General features: G+C 36.1%; 17 protein-coding genes. 11 read left to right on the forward strand and 6 right to left on the reverse strand.

Annotation, left to right across the window (positions count from 1 at the left end; all coding sequences use genetic code 11):
• Positions 1-184 precede the first annotated feature (184 nt).
• The 9 genes from ACWV26_RS08395 to ACWV26_RS08435 all read left to right on the forward strand — a co-directional run bounded on the left by ACWV26_RS08395 (position 185) and on the right by ACWV26_RS08435 (position 9,309).
• Positions 185-1,666 carry an aldehyde dehydrogenase family protein gene (locus tag ACWV26_RS08395; protein ID WP_455897891.1) on the forward strand — a complete coding sequence of 494 codons (1,482 nt, stop codon included), beginning with the start codon at positions 185-187 and terminating at the stop codon, positions 1,664-1,666.
• An 86-nt stretch (positions 1,667-1,752) separates the two neighbouring features.
• Complete coding sequence (locus ACWV26_RS08400) at positions 1,753-2,598, forward strand: 3-hydroxyacyl-CoA dehydrogenase (protein ID WP_455897892.1); 846 nt, start codon at positions 1,753-1,755, stop codon at positions 2,596-2,598.
• A 29-nt stretch (positions 2,599-2,627) separates the two neighbouring features.
• The gene (locus ACWV26_RS08405; RefSeq protein ID WP_455897893.1) at positions 2,628-3,329 is read left to right on the forward strand and encodes a CoA transferase subunit A; all 702 of its coding nucleotides are present in this window, start codon (positions 2,628-2,630) and stop codon (positions 3,327-3,329) included.
• Positions 3,313-3,993 (forward strand): 3-oxoacid CoA-transferase subunit B, encoded by a 681-nt coding sequence (locus ACWV26_RS08410; protein WP_455897894.1) that lies wholly within the window; start codon positions 3,313-3,315, stop codon positions 3,991-3,993. Before ACWV26_RS08405 ends, ACWV26_RS08410 begins: the two co-directional genes overlap by 17 nt.
• Before the next feature lie 32 nt (positions 3,994-4,025).
• Complete coding sequence (locus ACWV26_RS08415; RefSeq protein ID WP_455897895.1) at positions 4,026-4,802, forward strand: enoyl-CoA hydratase/isomerase family protein; 777 nt, start codon at positions 4,026-4,028, stop codon at positions 4,800-4,802.
• 15 nt (positions 4,803-4,817) lie between these two features.
• Positions 4,818-5,966, forward strand: coding sequence for an acyl-CoA dehydrogenase family protein (locus tag ACWV26_RS08420; protein ID WP_455897896.1), 1,149 nt, complete (start codon positions 4,818-4,820; stop codon positions 5,964-5,966).
• Positions 5,967-6,013: 47 nt separating this feature from the next.
• Complete coding sequence (locus tag ACWV26_RS08425) at positions 6,014-7,207, forward strand: thiolase family protein (RefSeq protein WP_455897897.1); 1,194 nt, start codon at positions 6,014-6,016, stop codon at positions 7,205-7,207.
• A 21-nt stretch (positions 7,208-7,228) separates the two neighbouring features.
• A complete protein-coding gene (locus tag ACWV26_RS08430) occupies positions 7,229-8,209 on the forward strand; it encodes a hydroxyacid dehydrogenase (protein ID WP_455897898.1) in 981 nt (326 codons plus the stop codon).
• A 23-nt stretch (positions 8,210-8,232) separates the two neighbouring features.
• On the forward strand, positions 8,233-9,309 hold the full coding sequence (locus ACWV26_RS08435) for a tartrate dehydrogenase (RefSeq protein WP_455897899.1): 1,077 nt from the start codon (positions 8,233-8,235) through the stop codon (positions 9,307-9,309).
• A 96-nt stretch (positions 9,310-9,405) separates the two neighbouring features.
• Here ACWV26_RS08435 and ACWV26_RS08440 read toward each other — a convergent pair whose 3' ends face one another.
• The 4 genes from ACWV26_RS08440 to ACWV26_RS08455 all read right to left on the reverse strand — a co-directional run bounded on the left by ACWV26_RS08440 (position 9,406) and on the right by ACWV26_RS08455 (position 14,005).
• Positions 9,406-10,875, reverse strand: coding sequence for a sodium/proline symporter (locus tag ACWV26_RS08440; RefSeq protein ID WP_455897900.1), 1,470 nt, complete (start codon positions 10,873-10,875; stop codon positions 9,406-9,408).
• A 33-nt stretch (positions 10,876-10,908) separates the two neighbouring features.
• Positions 10,909-11,874, reverse strand: coding sequence for an ornithine cyclodeaminase family protein (locus tag ACWV26_RS08445; protein ID WP_455897901.1), 966 nt, complete (start codon positions 11,872-11,874; stop codon positions 10,909-10,911).
• 29 nt (positions 11,875-11,903) lie between these two features.
• The gene (locus tag ACWV26_RS08450) at positions 11,904-13,067 is read right to left on the reverse strand and encodes an NAD(P)/FAD-dependent oxidoreductase (protein WP_455897902.1); all 1,164 of its coding nucleotides are present in this window, start codon (positions 13,065-13,067) and stop codon (positions 11,904-11,906) included.
• A gap of 527 nt (positions 13,068-13,594) precedes the next feature.
• A complete protein-coding gene (locus ACWV26_RS08455; RefSeq protein ID WP_455897903.1) occupies positions 13,595-14,005 on the reverse strand; it encodes a hypothetical protein in 411 nt (136 codons plus the stop codon).
• 211 nt (positions 14,006-14,216) lie between these two features.
• Between ACWV26_RS08455 and ACWV26_RS08460 the strand changes: the two genes are divergently transcribed.
• Positions 14,217-14,807 (forward strand): peroxidase-related enzyme, encoded by a 591-nt coding sequence (locus ACWV26_RS08460; RefSeq protein ID WP_455897904.1) that lies wholly within the window; start codon positions 14,217-14,219, stop codon positions 14,805-14,807.
• A gap of 211 nt (positions 14,808-15,018) precedes the next feature.
• Here the strand turns inward: ACWV26_RS08460 and ACWV26_RS08465 are convergent, their stop codons facing one another.
• Together ACWV26_RS08465 and ACWV26_RS08470 are read right to left on the reverse strand one after the other, a co-directional pair.
• Positions 15,019-16,185, reverse strand: coding sequence for an acyl-CoA dehydrogenase family protein (locus tag ACWV26_RS08465; RefSeq protein WP_455897905.1), 1,167 nt, complete (start codon positions 16,183-16,185; stop codon positions 15,019-15,021).
• A 306-nt stretch (positions 16,186-16,491) separates the two neighbouring features.
• Positions 16,492-17,208 (reverse strand): acetyltransferase, encoded by a 717-nt coding sequence (locus ACWV26_RS08470; protein WP_455897906.1) that lies wholly within the window; start codon positions 17,206-17,208, stop codon positions 16,492-16,494.
• 789 nt (positions 17,209-17,997) lie between these two features.
• On the opposite strand from ACWV26_RS08470, the gene ACWV26_RS08475 reads away from it, so the two are divergent.
• Positions 17,998-18,702: a CpsD/CapB family tyrosine-protein kinase gene (locus ACWV26_RS08475; RefSeq protein ID WP_455897907.1), complete on the forward strand. Its 705-nt coding sequence runs from the start codon at positions 17,998-18,000 to the stop codon at positions 18,700-18,702.
• The last annotated feature ends 89 nt before the right edge of the window (positions 18,703-18,791 follow it).

Below are 18,791 nucleotides of genomic sequence, written 5' to 3' on the forward strand. Positions count from 1 at the left end.
TCATAATTCTAATTAAACTATTTTACTATTCATACTTTTTCAGCGGTTTAAGCAACACCCTACATCAATAAATCTACACAGATGTAAGTCAAAATTTGTCCAATTTATATACCGTTCTAAAAATAATTAAAAGGTCAATTGAATATAGTGGAATTGAATATCAAAACAATGGAGGGATACACAATTGGAAAAAATATTAAATTACATTAACGGTGTATGGTCTGAAGGCTCTACTGGTAAATTTATCCCTGTTGTAAATCCAGCAAATGGACAGGTTTTGGCTGAAGTTACTCAATCTACTATTGAAGATGTGGAAAAAGCAGTCAAAGCTGCGAAAAGTTCTCAAAAACTTTGGCGTTTAGTTCCTGCTCCTGAACGGGCAGAAATTTTATATAAAGTAGCTCATCTATTAAGAGAAAGAAAAGAAGTGATTGCTCAAATCCTAACAAGTGAGATGGGAAAAGTCATCGATGAAGGTCGTGGCGAAGTCCAAGAAGCAATCGATATGGCTTACTATATGGCGGGAGAAGGGCGTCGTCTATTTGGTGACACAATCCCATCTGAATTACGAAACAAATTTGCGATGAGTGTTCGTGTTCCAATTGGTGTTGTAGGGATTATTACACCATGGAATTTCCCAATTGCCATTGCTTCATGGAAGTCACTTCCTGCACTTGTTTCAGGTAATGCAGTTGTTTGGAAACCTGCAACAGAAACGCCAATGGTTGCACAAGAATTTGTCAAAATCTATGAAGAAGCAGGGCTACCCAAAGGACTGATTAATTTAGTGAATGGTTCAGGTAGCGTAGTTGGCAACGCAATGGTCGACCACCCAGAAATTGATCTCATTTCATTTACAGGCTCCAACGAAGTAGGAAAGCAAATTAACGGACGAGCTGGTGCATTATTAAAGAGAACTTCACTTGAAATGGGTGGCAAAAATGCGATTACGGTGTTGGCAGATGCTGACCTTGATTTAGCAGTAGAAGGCATCCTTTGGGGCGCATTTGGTACAGCAGGCCAGAGATGTACAGCTACAAGTCGAGTAATCGTTCAACAAGAAGTGAAAGAGCAACTGGAATACAAACTAATTAGTCGCATTCAAGAATTGAAAATGGGCGATGGCTTGGATGAGTCCGTAAAAGTAGGCCCAGTGATTAACCGTTCATCACTTGAGAAAATCGATGAATATGTGAAAATCGGCCAAGATGAAGGTGCAAAACTACTCATTGGCGGAAAAATTGTAACTGAAAATAATTTGAACAAAGGAAACTTCTATGCCCCAACAATCTTCACCAATGTAACACCTGATATGAGAATCGCAAAAGAGGAAATTTTTGGCCCAGTTGTTTCGGTAATTACTGTCAATAGTTTAGAAGAAGCAATTGAAGTGAATAACAGTGTGGAATTTGGACTCTCTAGTGCAATTTATACAAAAGACGTAAACAAGGCATTTGCAGCAATGAGAGATTTAGATACAGGTCTAGTCTATATTAATGCTGGTACAAGTGGAGCTGAAATTCATCTGCCATTTGGGGGCACAAAAGGGACAGGGAATGGCCACCGAGATTCAGGTGTAGCAGCACTTGATGTTTACACTGAATGGAAAGCAGTTTATGTAGATTTTAGCGGGAAATTACAAAGGGCTCAAATTGATAATAATTAAACTATCAAGTTAATAGAATATACTAATAAACCTGTAATTGTGAAAAAATGATTGCAGGTTATCTACATATGATAGGGGTGCAGGAATTGAAAAAACTTACCGTAGTAGGATCTGGTGTAATGGGACGGGGAATCGCCTATACAGCTGCAATTAGCGGTTTTCGAGTTGTGCTAAATGATATCAATCAAGAAAATTTGGACAAGGCAAAGGATTACATTGAATCAGAATTGAAAAAAAGTGCCGAACGTAACTTTATAACAAATACTCAGGTTACACAGGCTATCGAAAATTTAGCGTATACAACGGATTTAGAACATGCTGCAAAAGATGCGGCTATTGTGATTGAAGCCGTATTTGAGCTAATAGATCTAAAAATTGAAATCTTTAAGAAGTTGGACCAAATCTGTCCTGAAAATACAATTCTAGCAACCAACACTTCCACAATGAGTCCTACAGAAATTGGCGCGCAAACTTCAAGACCTGAGAAATGTATTGCAATGCATTTCTTTAATCCAGTTCACAAAATGAAGTTAATCGAAATTATTAGAGGGCTTGAGACATCCGATGAAACAGTCGCTATCACAAAAGAAATAGGAAAACAGCTAGGAAAAGAAACAGTAGAAGTAAACGAATTTCCGGGCTTTGTAACAAGCCGGATGAATTGTTTAATTGGTAATGAAGCGATGAATATGCTGATGGAAGGGGTAGCCTCAGCTAAAGATATCGATCAAGCCTTAAAACTTGGATTAAATCATCCAATGGGACCTTTAGAATTAGCGGATTTAGTTGGTTTAGATACAAGACTTCGTAATATGGAATATTTGTACCAAACATTAGGCGAAAAATATAGACCATGTCCATTATTAATCAAATATGTAAAAGCAGGAAGACTTGGTCGAAAGTCAGGTGCGGGGTTCTATCAATACGAGTAAAAACTTTGTAGCAATGGAGGTGTATTAATATGCACTGCGAAAAACAAATAACAGCAAAAGAAGCAGTCGATAAGATTCAAAAAGGTGATCGGCTATTAGTGGGTGGATTTGGTATTTGTGGCACGCCATTTACAATCATCGATACCATCACAGAATCAGACCATGCAAGAGATTTAACCATCATTAGCAACAACCTAGGAGAAGCGGGGAAAGGGCTCGGAAAGCTTTTAATCTCAAAACATATCAAAAAAGCAATTGGTTCCTATTTCACCACAAACAGAGATGCAGTAAAAGCTTGGAATAAAGGAGAGTTAGAAATTGAACTCGTTCCTCAAGGCACATTAGCTGAAGCGATTCGGGCAGGGGGTGCGGGGATTGCTGGTTTTTACACAAGGACAGGCGTTGGAACAGAGCTTGCAGTAGGAAAAGAAGAAAGAGATTTTGATGGGGAGAAATTTCTTTTCGTGAGAGGAATCCGAGCAAATGTGGCTTTAATCAAAGCCGATAAAGCTGATACGATGGGGAATCTTATCTATTCAAAAACTGCGCGTAATTTCAACCCAATGATGGCAACAGCAGCAGACATTGTCATTGCTGAAGTCGACGAAATTGTGAAAGCTGGCACATTGGATCCGGAGCAAATTGTCACGCCGCATGCCTATGTTGATTTCATCGTTTTAAATGATCGCTATGAAAAAGTAGGTGGTGAATATATTGAACGAAGTAGATAACAAGCAATCCTTACATCGAATTCGAATCGCAAAGCGCATTGCAAAAGAGCTGCACCCAGGTGCTGTAACGAATCTTGGTGTGGGAATTCCATCTTTAATCCAAAACTATTTAAAAAAAGATAACGCAGTATTCTTACAATCGGAAAACGGTTTACTTGGGATGGGACCAACCCCTCCTAAAGAAGACATTGATATGAATCTCATTAGTGCGAGCAAGCAACCCATTACATTAGAAGTCGGTGCTTCCATTTTCTCAAGTTCTGACTCCTTTGCAATGATTCGAGGTGGACATGTAGATATCGCTGTCATGGGTGCTCTTCAAATTAGCGAGAAAGGCGAGATCGCAAACTGGGCTGTACCAGGTAAGGACATTCTCGGCGTTGGAGGTGCAATGGATTTAGTAGCCAGTGCTAAAAAAATCATCATAGCCATGACCCATGTGTCAAAAAATGGAGCTTCCAAAATTATTCGAAAATTAACCTATCCACAAAGTGGTATTCGAACTGCGGATTTAATTGTTACGGAAAAAGCTGTCTTTAAAAATGAAAACGGAATATTGGTGCTAACCGAAATTGCAAAAGACACTACGTTAGAAGAAATTAAAGTGATAACGGATGCCAATTATATCATCTCAGGAGATCTACAAACGATGAAAGTTGAATAATTATTAATTTACAATTTGGAGGTCAATTATAGATGAATTTTTCAAATATTGTAGTTGAACAAGAAAATGGAATCGGCTTCATCAAAATCAATCGACCTGAACAACGGAATGCTTTAAATCGAGATACATTACTAGAAATTGAAAAAGCACTGGATGAGTGGAAATCCAATCAAGATATAAAAGTCATACTTTTCACTGGTACAGGCGAAAAATCTTTTGCTGCTGGAGCAGATATTCGCGAGTTAAATCAGCGAAAGATGTTGGATGCACTTCAGCCAAATATGACAACCACTTATCGTAAAATTGAAGATTATGACAAGCCAACCATTGCAGCCATCAATGGTTTTGCTTTGGGTGGAGGACTGGAGCTTGCTCTTGCTTGCGATATTCGAGTAGCATCACAAAATGCGAAAATGGGGCTTCCTGAAGTTGGGCTTGGCATTATTCCAGGTGCAGGAGGAACACAGCGATTAACTCGAACAATTGGTAAAGGGAAAGCGATGGAGCTTGTCCTAACAGGTGACATAATCACAGCAGAACAAGCTGTCAACATAGGACTAGTAAGTTGTGTTGTACCTCTAGAAGAACTTATAGAAAAAGCAATTGAATATGCCAATAAGATCAAGATTAAAGGACCACTTGCATTGCGATTAGCCAAAGCTGCAGTAAATCGTGGTGCGGATATTGAAATCGAAACAGCACTTTATCTAGAAAAACTTTCCCAAACCATTCTCATGGGGTCAGAGGACAAAAGGGAAGGGACGCAAGCATTTCTCGAAAAAAGAAAACCAAATTTCGAAGGAAAATAAGGGGGCTTACGTAAATTGGACTTTTCATTATCCGAAGATCTTCAGTTATTAAAAAAAGCAGTACATGATTTTGTACAAGAAGAAGTAGAAAAAGTAGCGATGGAAATAGAAGAGAAGGACGAAATTCCAGCGCATATTGTGGAGCAATCTAAGGCAATGGGTTTATTTGGCTTAAGTATTCCAGAAGAATATGGTGGTCTTGGACTTGATATGGTCGGCAAATGTGCGATTTATGAAGAATTAGGTAAAACACATAATGGCTATACAACACTAATCGGTGCACATACCGGAATCGGTACAGTTGGCATTGTCGAACTAGGAACGAAAAAGCAAAAAGAAAAGTACTTACCGAAAATGGCAAGCGGTGAATGGATTGGCGCGTTCGCATTAACAGAACCAGGTGCAGGTTCGAATGCAGCTAATTTAAAAACAAGAGCAGAAAAAGTTGGTGACAAATATATTATCAATGGCTCAAAACACTATATCACCAATGCAGTTTGTGGCAATATCTTCACCGTAATGGCAGTGACAGATCCTAGTAAAGGCGCTAAAGGAATCACATCATTTATCGTTGAAAAAAATTTTCCAGGTTTTATTGTAGGAAAAGTTGAGAAAAAAATGGGGCTTCGTGGTTCACATTCAGCAGAACTTTTCTTTGAAAACTTAGAAGTGCCAGCGGAAAATGTACTTGGTGAGGAAGGAAAAGGCTATGTCAATGCATTAAAAATCCTTGCAAACGGTCGTGCAGGACTAGCTGCTCGAAACCTTGGATCTTGTGAAAAATTACTAGAACATAGCATGGATTATGCAATGCAACGAGTTCAATTTAATAAGCCGATCTTCGAACAACAAGCCGTTTCGCATATGCTTGCAGATATGGCAATGGAAATTGAACTACTACGTTCCATCACATACCGTGTTGCCTGGATGGCAGATCAAGGAAAACGTGTTGTGAAAGAAGCAGCAATGGCTAAACTATACGGTTCAGAGGTGTACAACCGCATAGCTGATCTAGCTGTTCAAATTCATGCAGGAATTGGTTATATGAAAGACTATCCAATCGAGCGTTTTTACCGAGATGCAAGAATTACGAAAATCTATGAAGGTACAAGTCAAATTCAGAAAAACATCATTGCAGCGGAATTAAAACGAGAATTCTTATAGATAACTGATGGAATAAAATTCTGTTCATTTTTAACGGGGGTGTACAAATGACATATGCAGTAATCATTGATGGTGTTCGAACTGCGATCGGTCGTATGGGTGGAACATTGAAAGACGTTGAGGTTGATTTTCTATCTGAAAAAGTAATGCGTGAAGCAATCAAAAGAAGTAATATCGATCCTTCTGAAGTTGAAGAAGTGGTATGGGGCCATGCCAAGCAAAGCGCAGATGTGCCAAACTTAGCGAGGCTTGCTGCATTGAGAGCGGACCTACCAATCACCGTTGCAGGATATACAGTTCATCGCCAGTGCGGTTCTGGACTTCAAGCAATCAATAACGCGGCACAGCAAATAATGTGTGGCATTTCAGATGTAATTTTAGCTGGTGGGGCAGAGAGTATGAGTAACGCACCGTATTATTTACGAAAAGCGCGGTATGGCTACGGAGCAGGTAACGCAGAACTAGTCGACTCCAACACAGAAAGTCAACCACGTGCACAACCAATAGAAGTGTACGGGAATCTAACAATGGGCTTAACAGCTGAAAATCTAGCCTATAAATACAAGATTAGTCGTGAAGAACAAGATGAATTTTCTCTAGAGAGTCAACAAAAAGCAGCAGTTGCTATAGAACAAGGAAAATTCAAAAATGAAATCGTCCCGTATGAAATCAAAACAAGAAAAGAATTAACTTACTTTGATTGTGATGAACACCCTCGTTTAACAAGCATAGAAAAACTGTCATCATTAAAACCTGTATTTAAAACGAATGGTACTGTAACAGCTGGCAATTCAAGCGGCCGAAATGACGGCGCTGCAGCACTTGTTATAATGTCAGAAGAAATAGCATTGCAAAGAGGATTAGCACCTAGGCTTCGTATTGTTGCGCAAGCATCTGTCGGAGTAGCGCCAGAAATAATGGGAATTGGTCCTGTACCTGCAACTTTGAAGGCTTTAAAAATAGCAGGACTTACGCTTGATGATATGGATGTAATTGAGTTAAATGAAGCATTTGCGGCACAAACACTTGCCGTTGTGAAAGAGTTGAAGATTAACCCTAAAAAACTTAATGTAAATGGTGGTGCTATCGCATTAGGACACCCAATCGGCGGTACAGGTGCTATTTTAACTGTGAAAATTATGAATGAACTGGAAAGAATAGGTGGAAAATATGGGTTAATCACAGCATGTATTGGTGGCGGTCAAGGCATTGCAACAATTGTAGAAAATCTACGAGTTTAGTAAGTTTTAGGAGGATTCACGATGAGCAAACCAAGAGTTTTACAGATTCTCTCCATGTATCATCCAGCTGGGGAAGAGATTCTACAAAAGGGTGCAGAAGTTGTCCGAACAGACCAATATGATATTGATCATCTATGTCAACTCGCAAAAGACGTAGAAGGTATTGTTCTTAGAGCACCTGCTAAAATAACGAAAGAAATTATTAATGCGAACCCCAACTTAAAAGTAATCTCAGGTGCAGGAGTAGGATTAGATAATATCGATGTGTCGCATGCCACCAAAAAAGGAATCCCTGTATTACACGCTCCTGCGGTAAATAAAATATCGACTGCGGAGCATACTGTTATGCTTTTGATGGCGTTAGCAAAATCCGTCATTCCTTTCCATGAGCAAATGAAAAAGGGAAATTATAATTCGAGAATGGAAATTCCGTCCATTGAATTAAAAGGGAAAAAAGTAGGTCTTATTGGGTTTGGAAACATCGCAAAAGAAGTAGCTAAAACACTTAGTTTAGGCTTTGGTATGGAAGTGACAGCTTGGGTAAGAGAATATAAACCAGAAAAACATCAAGATGCAGATCAAATGGGTGTAAAAATTAATACGAACATGGAAGAAGTGTTTCGTCAAAGTGATTTTATATCCATCCATATTCCTTTAAATGAGCATACGAAGTATTCGATTAACCAAAGTTTATTCTCATTAATGAAACCAACTTCCTTTCTCATTAATACAGCAAGAGGCGCAATTGTTAACCAAGAGGACTTATATCACTATTTAAAAAATGGTAAAATTAGGGGAGCAGGGCTTGATGTTTTTGATCCGGAGCCTCTAAATGAGGATCATCCGCTTTTAGGCTTACCAAATGTCATTTTGACACCACATGTTGGTGGGACAACGATTGAAAGTAACTTGATCATGTCAACAACAGTAGCTGAAAATGTCATAAACAGATTAACAGGTAAACGCCCTCGATATATTGCAAACCCAGAAGTACTAAATTAAGTAAAAGGAATAGGGGAATGACGATGGATCAATATTCAATTGCTTTAATCCCTGGAGATGGGATAGGCGTAGATGTTGTAAGAGAAGGAAAAAAAGTGTTAGATACGGTTTGTAATCTTCATGGTGGAATTTCTTTATCATATAAAGAATTCGATTGGAGTTGCGAGTACTATGCAAAAAATGGTCGCATGATGCCTGAAGATGGTTTGGATCAATTAAAAGATCTTGATTCCATCTTCTTAGGAGCAGTAGGATATCCAGGTGTACCAGATCATGTATCACTATGGGGATTACTTTTACCAATCAGAAGACAATTCCAACAATATATTAATTTACGTCCAGTAAAACTTCTAAAAGGGATACAATCCCCACTCGCAGGGAAAACACAAGAAGATCTTGATTTTATCGTGATTCGTGAAAATAACGAAGGTGAGTATTCCAACATTGGCGGTCGTATTTATGAAGGAACTGATTTAGATATGGCTATTCAAAATGCCGTCTTTACTAAAAAAGGTACAGAAAGAGTTTTACGTTATGCATTTGAATTGGCTCGACAAAAAGGAAAAAGAAAACATGTTACGGCTGCGACAAAATCAAATGGAATCAATCATACAATGCCGTTTTGGGATGAATATGTACAAAAAATCAATCAAGAATATCCTGATATAACAAGCAATACTGTTCATATCGATGCACTTGCAGCCTTTTTCGTTAGTAAACCAGAAACGATGGATATCGTAGTTGCATCAAATCTATTTGGTGATATTTTAACAGATTTAGGTGCAGCAATAGTAGGGGGACTTGGAATCGCTCCATCTGCTAATATTAACCCTGAAAAGAACTATCCATCCATGTTCGAGCCAGTACACGGCTCTGCACCTGACATTGCAGGAAAAGGTATCGCTAATCCACTTGCTTCGATTTGGTGCACCAGTATGATGCTTGATCATCTTGGACATCCAGAATCTGCAAAAGCCATCATTGATGTGATGGAAGAAGTTTTACTAGAAAAAGTAGTCACTCCAGACCTTGGTGGCAATGCAACAACCGAACAAGTTGGCGATGCGATTTGTCAAAAATTAAAAACAAAACTTGGGTAAGAGATATGTATAAAAGCGGCGTAGAGTTATAAACTCTAGCCGCTTTTTTGATTGAATTAATAGATAAACAGAATGACTTATTTTACGTAAGAATCATCATGCCATTACATCATCATGCTTTTCTGTATCTTGTTGTACTTTTTGCTTATCTGGGAATAGAAGACTGAAAATGATTCCAAAGAGTGTTGCAAAAACAAATGTTGAAAATCGTGAACTTATAATTTCTTCTAGTGGCGTGGATATCCAGATTATAGTACTGATGAAGCCTGCAAAAATGGTCGCAATTACCCCGATGCCAGAATAGCGTTTCCATATAAAGGTTAGGATAATGGCTGGTGATAGGGTACAGCCAACCCCTGCCCATGCCCAGCTGACAACTAAGTACACGAGTGATTTTGATGTTAAAGCAATAAGCAAACCAACAAGTCCTGCGAAGATAATTGTAATTCTTGAAATCCTCACTAGTTGTTTTTCAGATAGCTTTTTACCCATTGCTTTTGCCACAATATCTTCACTTACAGAACTCGTCATCACAAGTAGTTGTGAATCGGCAGTTGAAATAATCGCAGCCAAAATCCCTGAAAGTAATAGTCCTGCAACCCATGGAGGTAGTAAATCAAGCGCCATATATGGTAGTATCGTTTCTACGTCTGCAAATTGATGATCTTGATACAGTGTAATTGCAGTGATGCCAATTAAAAATGCCCCTGCATATGCTAATATTGTCCATACAATGGCAACGATTGTACCTGTATTCGCTTCTTTTTTATTCTTTAAAGCCATAAAACGAGAACTTAACTGTGGTTGGCCACCAAGAAAACCAAAGAACCATGCAAAGTTATTAAATAATAGAAGACCTAATGCAAATCCAGTTACCCCACCTGTCCATGAATTAATATGGGAGCCAGAAGTACTTAAAGAATGGCTAATGGAAAGGTCGCCTGTGTAAATATTATATAGGGCAACGATTGGAAGAATGACGAGTGTAGCAAGCATCATTAAACTTTGAATCATATCCGTCCAAGCTACACTGACAAACCCACCTGCATAAGAGAGAAGTATAACAATCGTAATACTAATTAGCATCCCCACGGTTGTATGAATTCCGAAAACTGTAAAGAGTGTTTTACCAGCACCAGCAATTTGTGCACCAAAATAGAACATCATAAAACTAAAAATTAGTATAGTAGAAATCCATAAAATCACTTTACCATGGCTTGGAAACCTTTTGGCTAAGTAGCCTGGAAGTGTCATGACTTGGTATTTCTCTGCATCTTCCATAAATCGCTTTGCTAAAAATAACCATGAAAAACAAATACCTAACGCGATCCCAATAGCTACCCATATGCCAGATAAACCTGTAGAGTATACAAAACCAGTATATCCGAGTAATAACCATGCAGATTCACCGGTTGCTCGTTCAGAAAAGGCAAGTACCCATCCAGGGATTTGTTTACCGCCTAGTAGAAAATCAGAGTGACCCATATCCCTCCTACTAAAGTAATAGCCAATGACAAGCATAAATACGCAATACACTATAAATTCGACAAGCACGACAGTATTCAAATAATCATTCCCTTCTTTTGGAAAGTGAAATGTTTATAGATAAATATATTGTCCGATTTGCTTTTCTATTGCTTGTTCAAATATTCGATTTGCAACAATCAAATCAAAGAGCGCCATACCAGTAGATTTAAAAACAGTTGGGCGGTGCGCTGAAAACGAAGGCTTAACTTTTTGCGTAATTACTTTTGAAAATGGAATGATTTGTGATGTTTCTAACCATTGATGCAAAAGCGGATCAATGATATCGCCACTTTCTTTTATTGCATCAAGAGTATCGACGTATAAGACATCTAAATTTTCATAGATGGCTTCAGAAAATTCTCTCATTTGAGGCTGATAGGAGCCAATTCCAATTATACATTTTCCATTAAATGCATCTTTTGTATTATCTAAAACGGGATTATTCGATGTGGTTGATGTAATAATAATATCAGATTGTTCGATTAATTGAGACGGAGTATCTACAACGTAAATGGTGATGTCTTGTGAAATGTGCTTCGCTAAATTCCCTATAAATGAAGGAAGTTTCTCAGAAGTTCGATTCCACAAATAAACCTCTTTTATATTTTTCACTGCACATGCAGCAATTAATTGATAAAAACCTTGAAAACCTGTACCAATTAAACCAACAGATGTAGCATCCTCGTTCGCTAAATACTTGATTGCTACGCCTCCAATTGCTCCCGTTCTCATACCTGTTAAAACTGTCCCGTTGATGATGCCTTTTAATGCACCACTTTGACGATCATGTAACATCATAACGCCTTGGGTGACAGGATACTCTCGGTTATTCGGGTTCACATTGATGATTTTAATACCACTTGAATCTTTTGCAAAACAAGGCATAAGAAGCATTGAATTGTTATGATCTTGAATTTGATTCCGCATGGGCATGTTAAAATCATTTAGTTCACAAAGTTCATACGCTTCCTCTATTGCTTGGATGACTTCTTGCATGGAAATAGACTTAGAAATATCGGTATCATTTAAAATCAGCAAATTAGAACCCCCTAAAATTTTTAAATTGGTTAAACAATTGCATCCTCTAACACCAAATCATTTTCTGCAAAGCGTTCAAATCGAAGCGGGGTTAAATCGATATTTTCATATTTTCCTAAGTGAATCAATTCAGCTAATCCTTGTCCGACAGCGGGTGCTTGCTGCATGCCATGACCACTAAATCCTAACGCCATATAGTACCCTTGCATCAAAGGATGACGGCCTATAATCGCATTATGATCAGCGGTATTAAAGCTATATAGACCTGCCCATGACGAAGTGATTTTCGCTCTTTCAAAATTTCTTACCCGATGAGCTAAGACAGGCCACATTTCATCGTAGAATAGAGATTTTTGAACTGTAAAATCAATTCCAGGTGGCACACTTTCTGAGAATCCACTCAAAATTTTATTGCCTTCATGACGGAAGTAAACCCCAGTTGGATCGACAGTCAATGGTAAATCTTTAATTAATGGTACAGCAGTATCGAATTGGAAAATTTGACGTTTCAAAGGATGAATAGGAAGTGGAATCCCAATTTTTTCGCTTAAATATACACCCCATGCGCCAGCACAATTGATGACAATTTTTGAATAATATTCATCGCCATTTACTAATCGAACACCTGTTACACAATTTAGAGATGTTAGAATTGTATCAACTTCTTCTGAAATATACTCCACACCTAATTTTTGTGCATTTTTTTTAAATCCTTGCATGACAGAATAGGGGTCAAGATACCCATCCTCATGACAATATATCCCACCTTCAAGATCTTGTATATTTAATTCTGGGATAATGTGAAGTAAATCATTTGCTGAAAGCAATTCCGATGGGACGTCCAACTGATTTTGCAGTACTTTTTGTTTCTCAAAAGCAGGAAGCATTTCATCAGTCCCTAAGAAAAGATAGCCCCTTTGACGAAAATCAATTTCAAACGGCTCACCATCAATCGCCATTGTCTCCGGAAAGCTTTTGTAAAACTGTAAACTATAGCGACTAACTTGAATGTTAATAGCTGTAGTGTAGAGTTGGCGAATCCCTCCAGCGCTTCTCGAAGTGGAAGAATATTCGTAAATAGGATCTTTCTCAAAAACAATAATTCTACCTTCAAACCCAATTTTTCGAAGTGAATAGGCTGTACTTGAGCCCATTACACCACCACCAACAATGATGATCTCTGCATTTTTCATATAATCCCTCCGCTCGTCTTATTAGCTAGAAAATATGCAACTTCTATAAATATATGAGCTTAAACAAAAGTAAATTAATAAAACATAAAAAGAAATTGGCTACAAAGATTTCGCAATGAAAGATAAGAAAAATAGGAACGGCAAGGTAGTATGACTGAAACCGATGCAGAATATCAATTTTCGCAGATAAGGATTAAACAGGTTCAAATTTGATATTCAAAAAGTAAAGTGGAAAGCGCCTATCAAAAAAGCAACGACTGTTCCATAAAAACACCACTTGAAAAAGACATTTTTAGAGCTAAAACGTCATATACTATCTTTGGCATAAAAGATTCAAGAATCTGATACAAATACATACCGAACTAAAATAAAAAAGACGCCAATCCATTAATAGTAGGATTGACGTAACCATCCGTTTTGAATAATCATATAATTTATGCTATTGAGATTAATATTCTAAGTATTCTCAGAAATTATGAATGTATGTTATTGGATTGTTATATAGAGAAAAATTATTTTTTCTGTAGTTAATCTTCTAAGTCGTTTATTTTATTTTTAACTTCATCAAACACTTTCAAGCTGATGTCTTCAATGGCTTTTTGAATTTCGGAATTAAATGAGAGGATGGCCTCTTCGATAATAAAGTCTAATTCATCCTGAACTTTAATTATAGGCACTGGTTCTTGTTTAGCTTCTACTTTTTCTTGTATTTCAACTTCTTGATCATAAATGCTTGGATCTTTCGCTAAACTCATTAACATCTGAAAGATCGCGCCACCGTTCGTCACGCCATTAATTCGATCGGCTCTTTTTAGAATCTCCCATGTTTGTGCATCAAAGTTTTTATAAATAACGCCAGGCATTGTGCCTTTCGGATGTTTTACAATTTCCCTGATTAATTCGCGTTGAACAGCGGATAGTCCTCTAACATTGCCCATCATGTACTCCTCCTTTTAGTCTTGTATTACAATATATGCAAATGTTCCTTGGGATTTATCTAACAAAATAGAAATTTGTAAAATAGAAGATGAGTTTGTCTGAGATTCGAGATTCATTATAATAATATAGGTTTTATTTACGATATTAATTTGACATGATATGATCAATTAAAATTGGTGGACTTAATACCTGAGAATAGGGGTGTTTGAGATGTCAAAGTATGAACAAAAGTATTCTTATTTAGATACACCTAATGAGGCAGAAATACCAGAAGAATTACAGCAAGAGTTTGATACAGCACTTGAGGGACAAATGGAACAGCAAGGCTTCATCAATCATTTGTTTAAAATATTGCCATTAAATGCTAAGCAATTTAAAGGATTCTTAGAATTCAAGCAATCCTTATTTAATCCAGAAACTTGCTATTTAAGTAATATCGATAAAGAAATGATTGGGCTTGTCGTATCATCCACAAATAGCTGCAATTATTGCTTAACCACCCATAGCGATGCATTGCGCGGATTGACAAAAAATCCTGAATGGGTAGATAAGCTAACCTATAATTACCGCTCTGCTAAGCTTTCTGAGAAGCAACGAGCACTTTGCGATTACGCATACAGAGCGACGAAAAACGTAGCTGAACTTACTACAGAAGAAGTAGACCGTTTAAGAGCAGTTGGATTTAATGATCATGAAATTTTAGAAGCCGCTTTTGTAGCCGGATTCTTCAATTATACAAATCGTTGGGTAAGTACAATCGGAGCTATCCCAAATCCTCAGCATTATTCGAATAATAGATAAAAGCAGAGAAATTGGAGAAAAATTTATAAAGCAACGAAAAGAATAACTGTAAAATGGAATTAGTCATACCTATCTTTGATACATCAAAGTGAACCGTATCATAAGATAGGGAAGTTTAAAGTTAAATTAAACAAAGGCATATTCAATATGGAAAATTGAATATGCCTCTTTTTTAATTTAATAATTCAAACCAATCAATTTATTTTTAGGTTTATCCGCGTTGATAACTTTTAAATCCAAATAAATATTTGCCGAATGCCTCGATACCATCTTCGTAAAGGGACGTTATATGTGTACCAATCGTTATTAAGTCTCTCATCATCATTTCAATGGGATTTCCTCTTTTTAATGCAGATGCTCCAAGCGAAAGAGTTGCTTCAACAGAAATATCCACGCAATTTCGAATTATCTGAACCCTAAGAGCGTGGTAAATAGATGGATCGTATTGCCCTTCATCTTCATTTAACATGTTAATGTATTCATTCATCATCGCTTCAGAAGCCTTATGCATAAGTGTTAACTTTGCAAGAATACGTTGACTTCTGCTCGTTTTATGTTCTTCAATTCCAGAAGTACGAATTCTATTCGAAGTGCGAACTTTAAATTCATGAAGTACTCTTTGTGCAGCACCTATACACATAGAAGCAAACCCAAAATAGAAAGCAGCATAAAACGGTGCATTATAAAATAAATAATCTTCGTCTACTTCTAGATTAAAAGGCTTTCTATTTTGTACTATTTTCGAGAAGCGAATAACCATATCGTCTGGAACAAATACGTTTTCTATACTTACTGTATTACTACCTGATCCCCTTAAGCCCAATGAATTCCAATCTTTTGATATGTTAAGTTCCGATATTCTCATACATAAGCCTATCGATTCAGGTTCTTCTTCATTATCAAATTGATACCTAGCACCTACTGAAATCCATCCAGAATAATTGACACCACTTACGTAATTCCATGTACCAGATAATATAAATCCACCGTCACACTTTTCTACCTTGCCAACTGGAGCAAAAACATCGGCAATAAGTCCTCCGTCATAAATAATTTCATCCATTCGATGTTTTGGTAAAAAAGCTACCCATGCGTTATGCACTGAAAAGAAGTATGATAACCAAGCAGCAGATAAATTGTAATAGCCTATTGTTTTAACCATATCAGCGAACGTTTTAAAATCGATCTGAGGACCACCATATTCTTTCGGCAAAATTAATTTATTAATTCCTTCTTCTATTATTGCATTAATAACGTTAGGAGAAACAGTAGCATTTTCATCAGCTGTATAAGCTTCCTCTTCAGCAATTTGCCCAATTTTTTTTGCACTTTCCATTAACTGGTTGTAATTTTGCTTATTTTTCTTCGCAATTACCACTTATTATCCCTACTTCCAAATTCGTTATGGTTCCAACTAGTTTCATCCATCAACTCCTATTTGATTTCGAAACCTCCATTTTGTAAAGAGGTGAATTGGGTGATTACATCTTAAAACAAGTGAATGTAATTATTATTAATATTGAAGCCAATATAAGTGGAATTATGTAAATGTTATTATAGAATAAACTCAAATTCTAAGTAAAGATTATCGCGAGTTGGCATCAATCCTAAAATTCCGCATAAAGAAAATTGGATAATCTACTGGGAAAATAGCACTTACATTTTTAAGCAAATACATTTATTACTAATGGTTTTTCTTATTAAAGACTTGCTCATGATCAATATTGAAATATCTATAAACATCAATAGTTGATGCTTTTGCAGGGCTGCCCTTATATATTTTTCCTTCTTCAGTGTTCTTAATTACTAATGCTCCTGAAGAAATAAAACAATCCTTTCCAACAGTTATTTCATCATTAAATGTACTATTTATTCCAATAAAGCAATTTTCTCCAATTTCACAGTTTCCTGCAATAACTGCATGTGAAGAAATAAAACAATTATCTTTAATAATAGAGCGATGTCCAATATGGTTTCCACTCCACAAAATAACGTTATTCCCCACAGTAACATGATGCTGTAATACGTTGTTTTCAAAGATAAAACAATTTTCACCGATTGTTACGTTTTTCCAAACAAAAGCCTTAGAGCTAATATAAGATACTAACTCATATCCCTTATTTTTCGTTTCATAATAAAATCTCATCCTCAATCTATTAAAATTAGTATAAGGAATTGCAACAAAGGCTTTATATTTAGTTGCTGGATAAATTAGATGTACTTCGCCAAAAGGAACCACCGGTAAATCATAAAGCTTGTCCCTATTTATATATTCTTTATCAGCCGTAAAAGCTACTATTTCATATGGTGAATCGTAAGTAAAATATTCATATGCAATTTCTGCAAGCTCTCCTGCACCTACAATTATTAACTTTTCTCCACTCTTAATCGGTTTATCCATAGTATCCACTCACCTTATCTTTTAAATTTTTTATCCTCCAATTTTCCTAAATAAAGATATGAATAAAAATTCGTTAATATGTTAAAAAACTTATTCACACCTATTCATTTTATTGATTTCGTTTTTTTAGTTCCTAAAAATCCAAATTTAGACTACTACGGAGAAGCGTGTCATTAGTAAAAAAGTTATTTTATATAGAATCAAAAAGAATCAATTCTATATTTGTTGTGGAAATAAATAAAGCACCAATTAATATTGATATGCATTTCAAATTAAGTGATCTATGAGTATATATATTTTAAGCTTACAAATCTAACTTTTTTAGCAAATATTTAAGTAGATTTACGTCGTCTTGTTATTTAGTAAATAAATTGGAATAGATAGCTGCAGAACAAAAACTGCATCCTACAAGTTAGAATTACTTTTTATATTTAGGTATTTAATTTTTAGTTCAATGTTATAGAAAGAATCCCCCTTAGTCTTTTCAAATTTCCTGTATAAGGTACTATCATTTACAGCAAATTAGACCATATTCTAAAAATAATGATTTTAATTATAATTAATGATTTAGTATAAGTTTCGGCATAATTTCAATCCACATTAATTTATTGTTGATTAGTATTTTTTATATTCTAGCTCAGTATACTATTAAGAATTTCCATGTTTAATGAAGTTGAAATGATAAAGATTTTGAAAACTCTTGAATCCCAAATTTTAAGTTTAATAAATTCATTCATCTGAGAAATTGCATCAACATACCATCATTCATATAGAAAGAGAGTGTAGCAAATGTCGAGAATTAAAAAAAAGAAACATCAAAGACTTCAACAAATAGCACGGAAATTAATCGTTAGAACAAACCCAAAATCAGTAATTTCTGAACAATTTAGGACATTACGCACAAATATTAAATTTTCTATGCCAGTAAATGAATTAAAAACGATATTAGTTACTTCATCTTCTATGAGCGAAGGAAAGTCAACAATATCCGCAAACCTAGCATGTCTTTTTGCAGAAGAGGGAAATAGTGTCTTACTAATAGATGCAGATTTACGCAAACCAACAATGCAATATACTTTTAAGATTAATAATGCAGTTGGTTTATCAAATATCCTGACATTTCAAGCTATTTTGGAAGAAGCTATTAAACCATCTGAAATTCCTAATTTAGACCTTTTGCCATCTGGACCGATCCCTGTTAATCCAGCTGATCTATTAGGTTCTAAGGCGATGGACGATACAATTGAAAGATTAAGGCAAATATATGATTACATCATTTTTGATGCACCGCCTGTTTTAGCAGTGACTGATGCTCAGTTAATAGCAAATCAATGTGACGGTACAATCCTTGCATTAAATTCTGGCCTTACAAAAAAAGAGGCAGCACGAAAAACATTAGAATTATTGAAAGGCTCAAATACTAAAATTATAGGAGCAGTATTAAATAATCACAGATTAGAAAGAAATCATTATTACGCATACGAAAACGAATAAAAAATAAACGTATAATCGAAAAGACCTAATAAAAAAGTTCCAATGAAAAAAAGTTATTTTTCATTGGATTTTTTATGCTTTTTTTATGA

It is taken from the genome of Rummeliibacillus sp. JY-2-4R, from assembly GCF_053847205.1.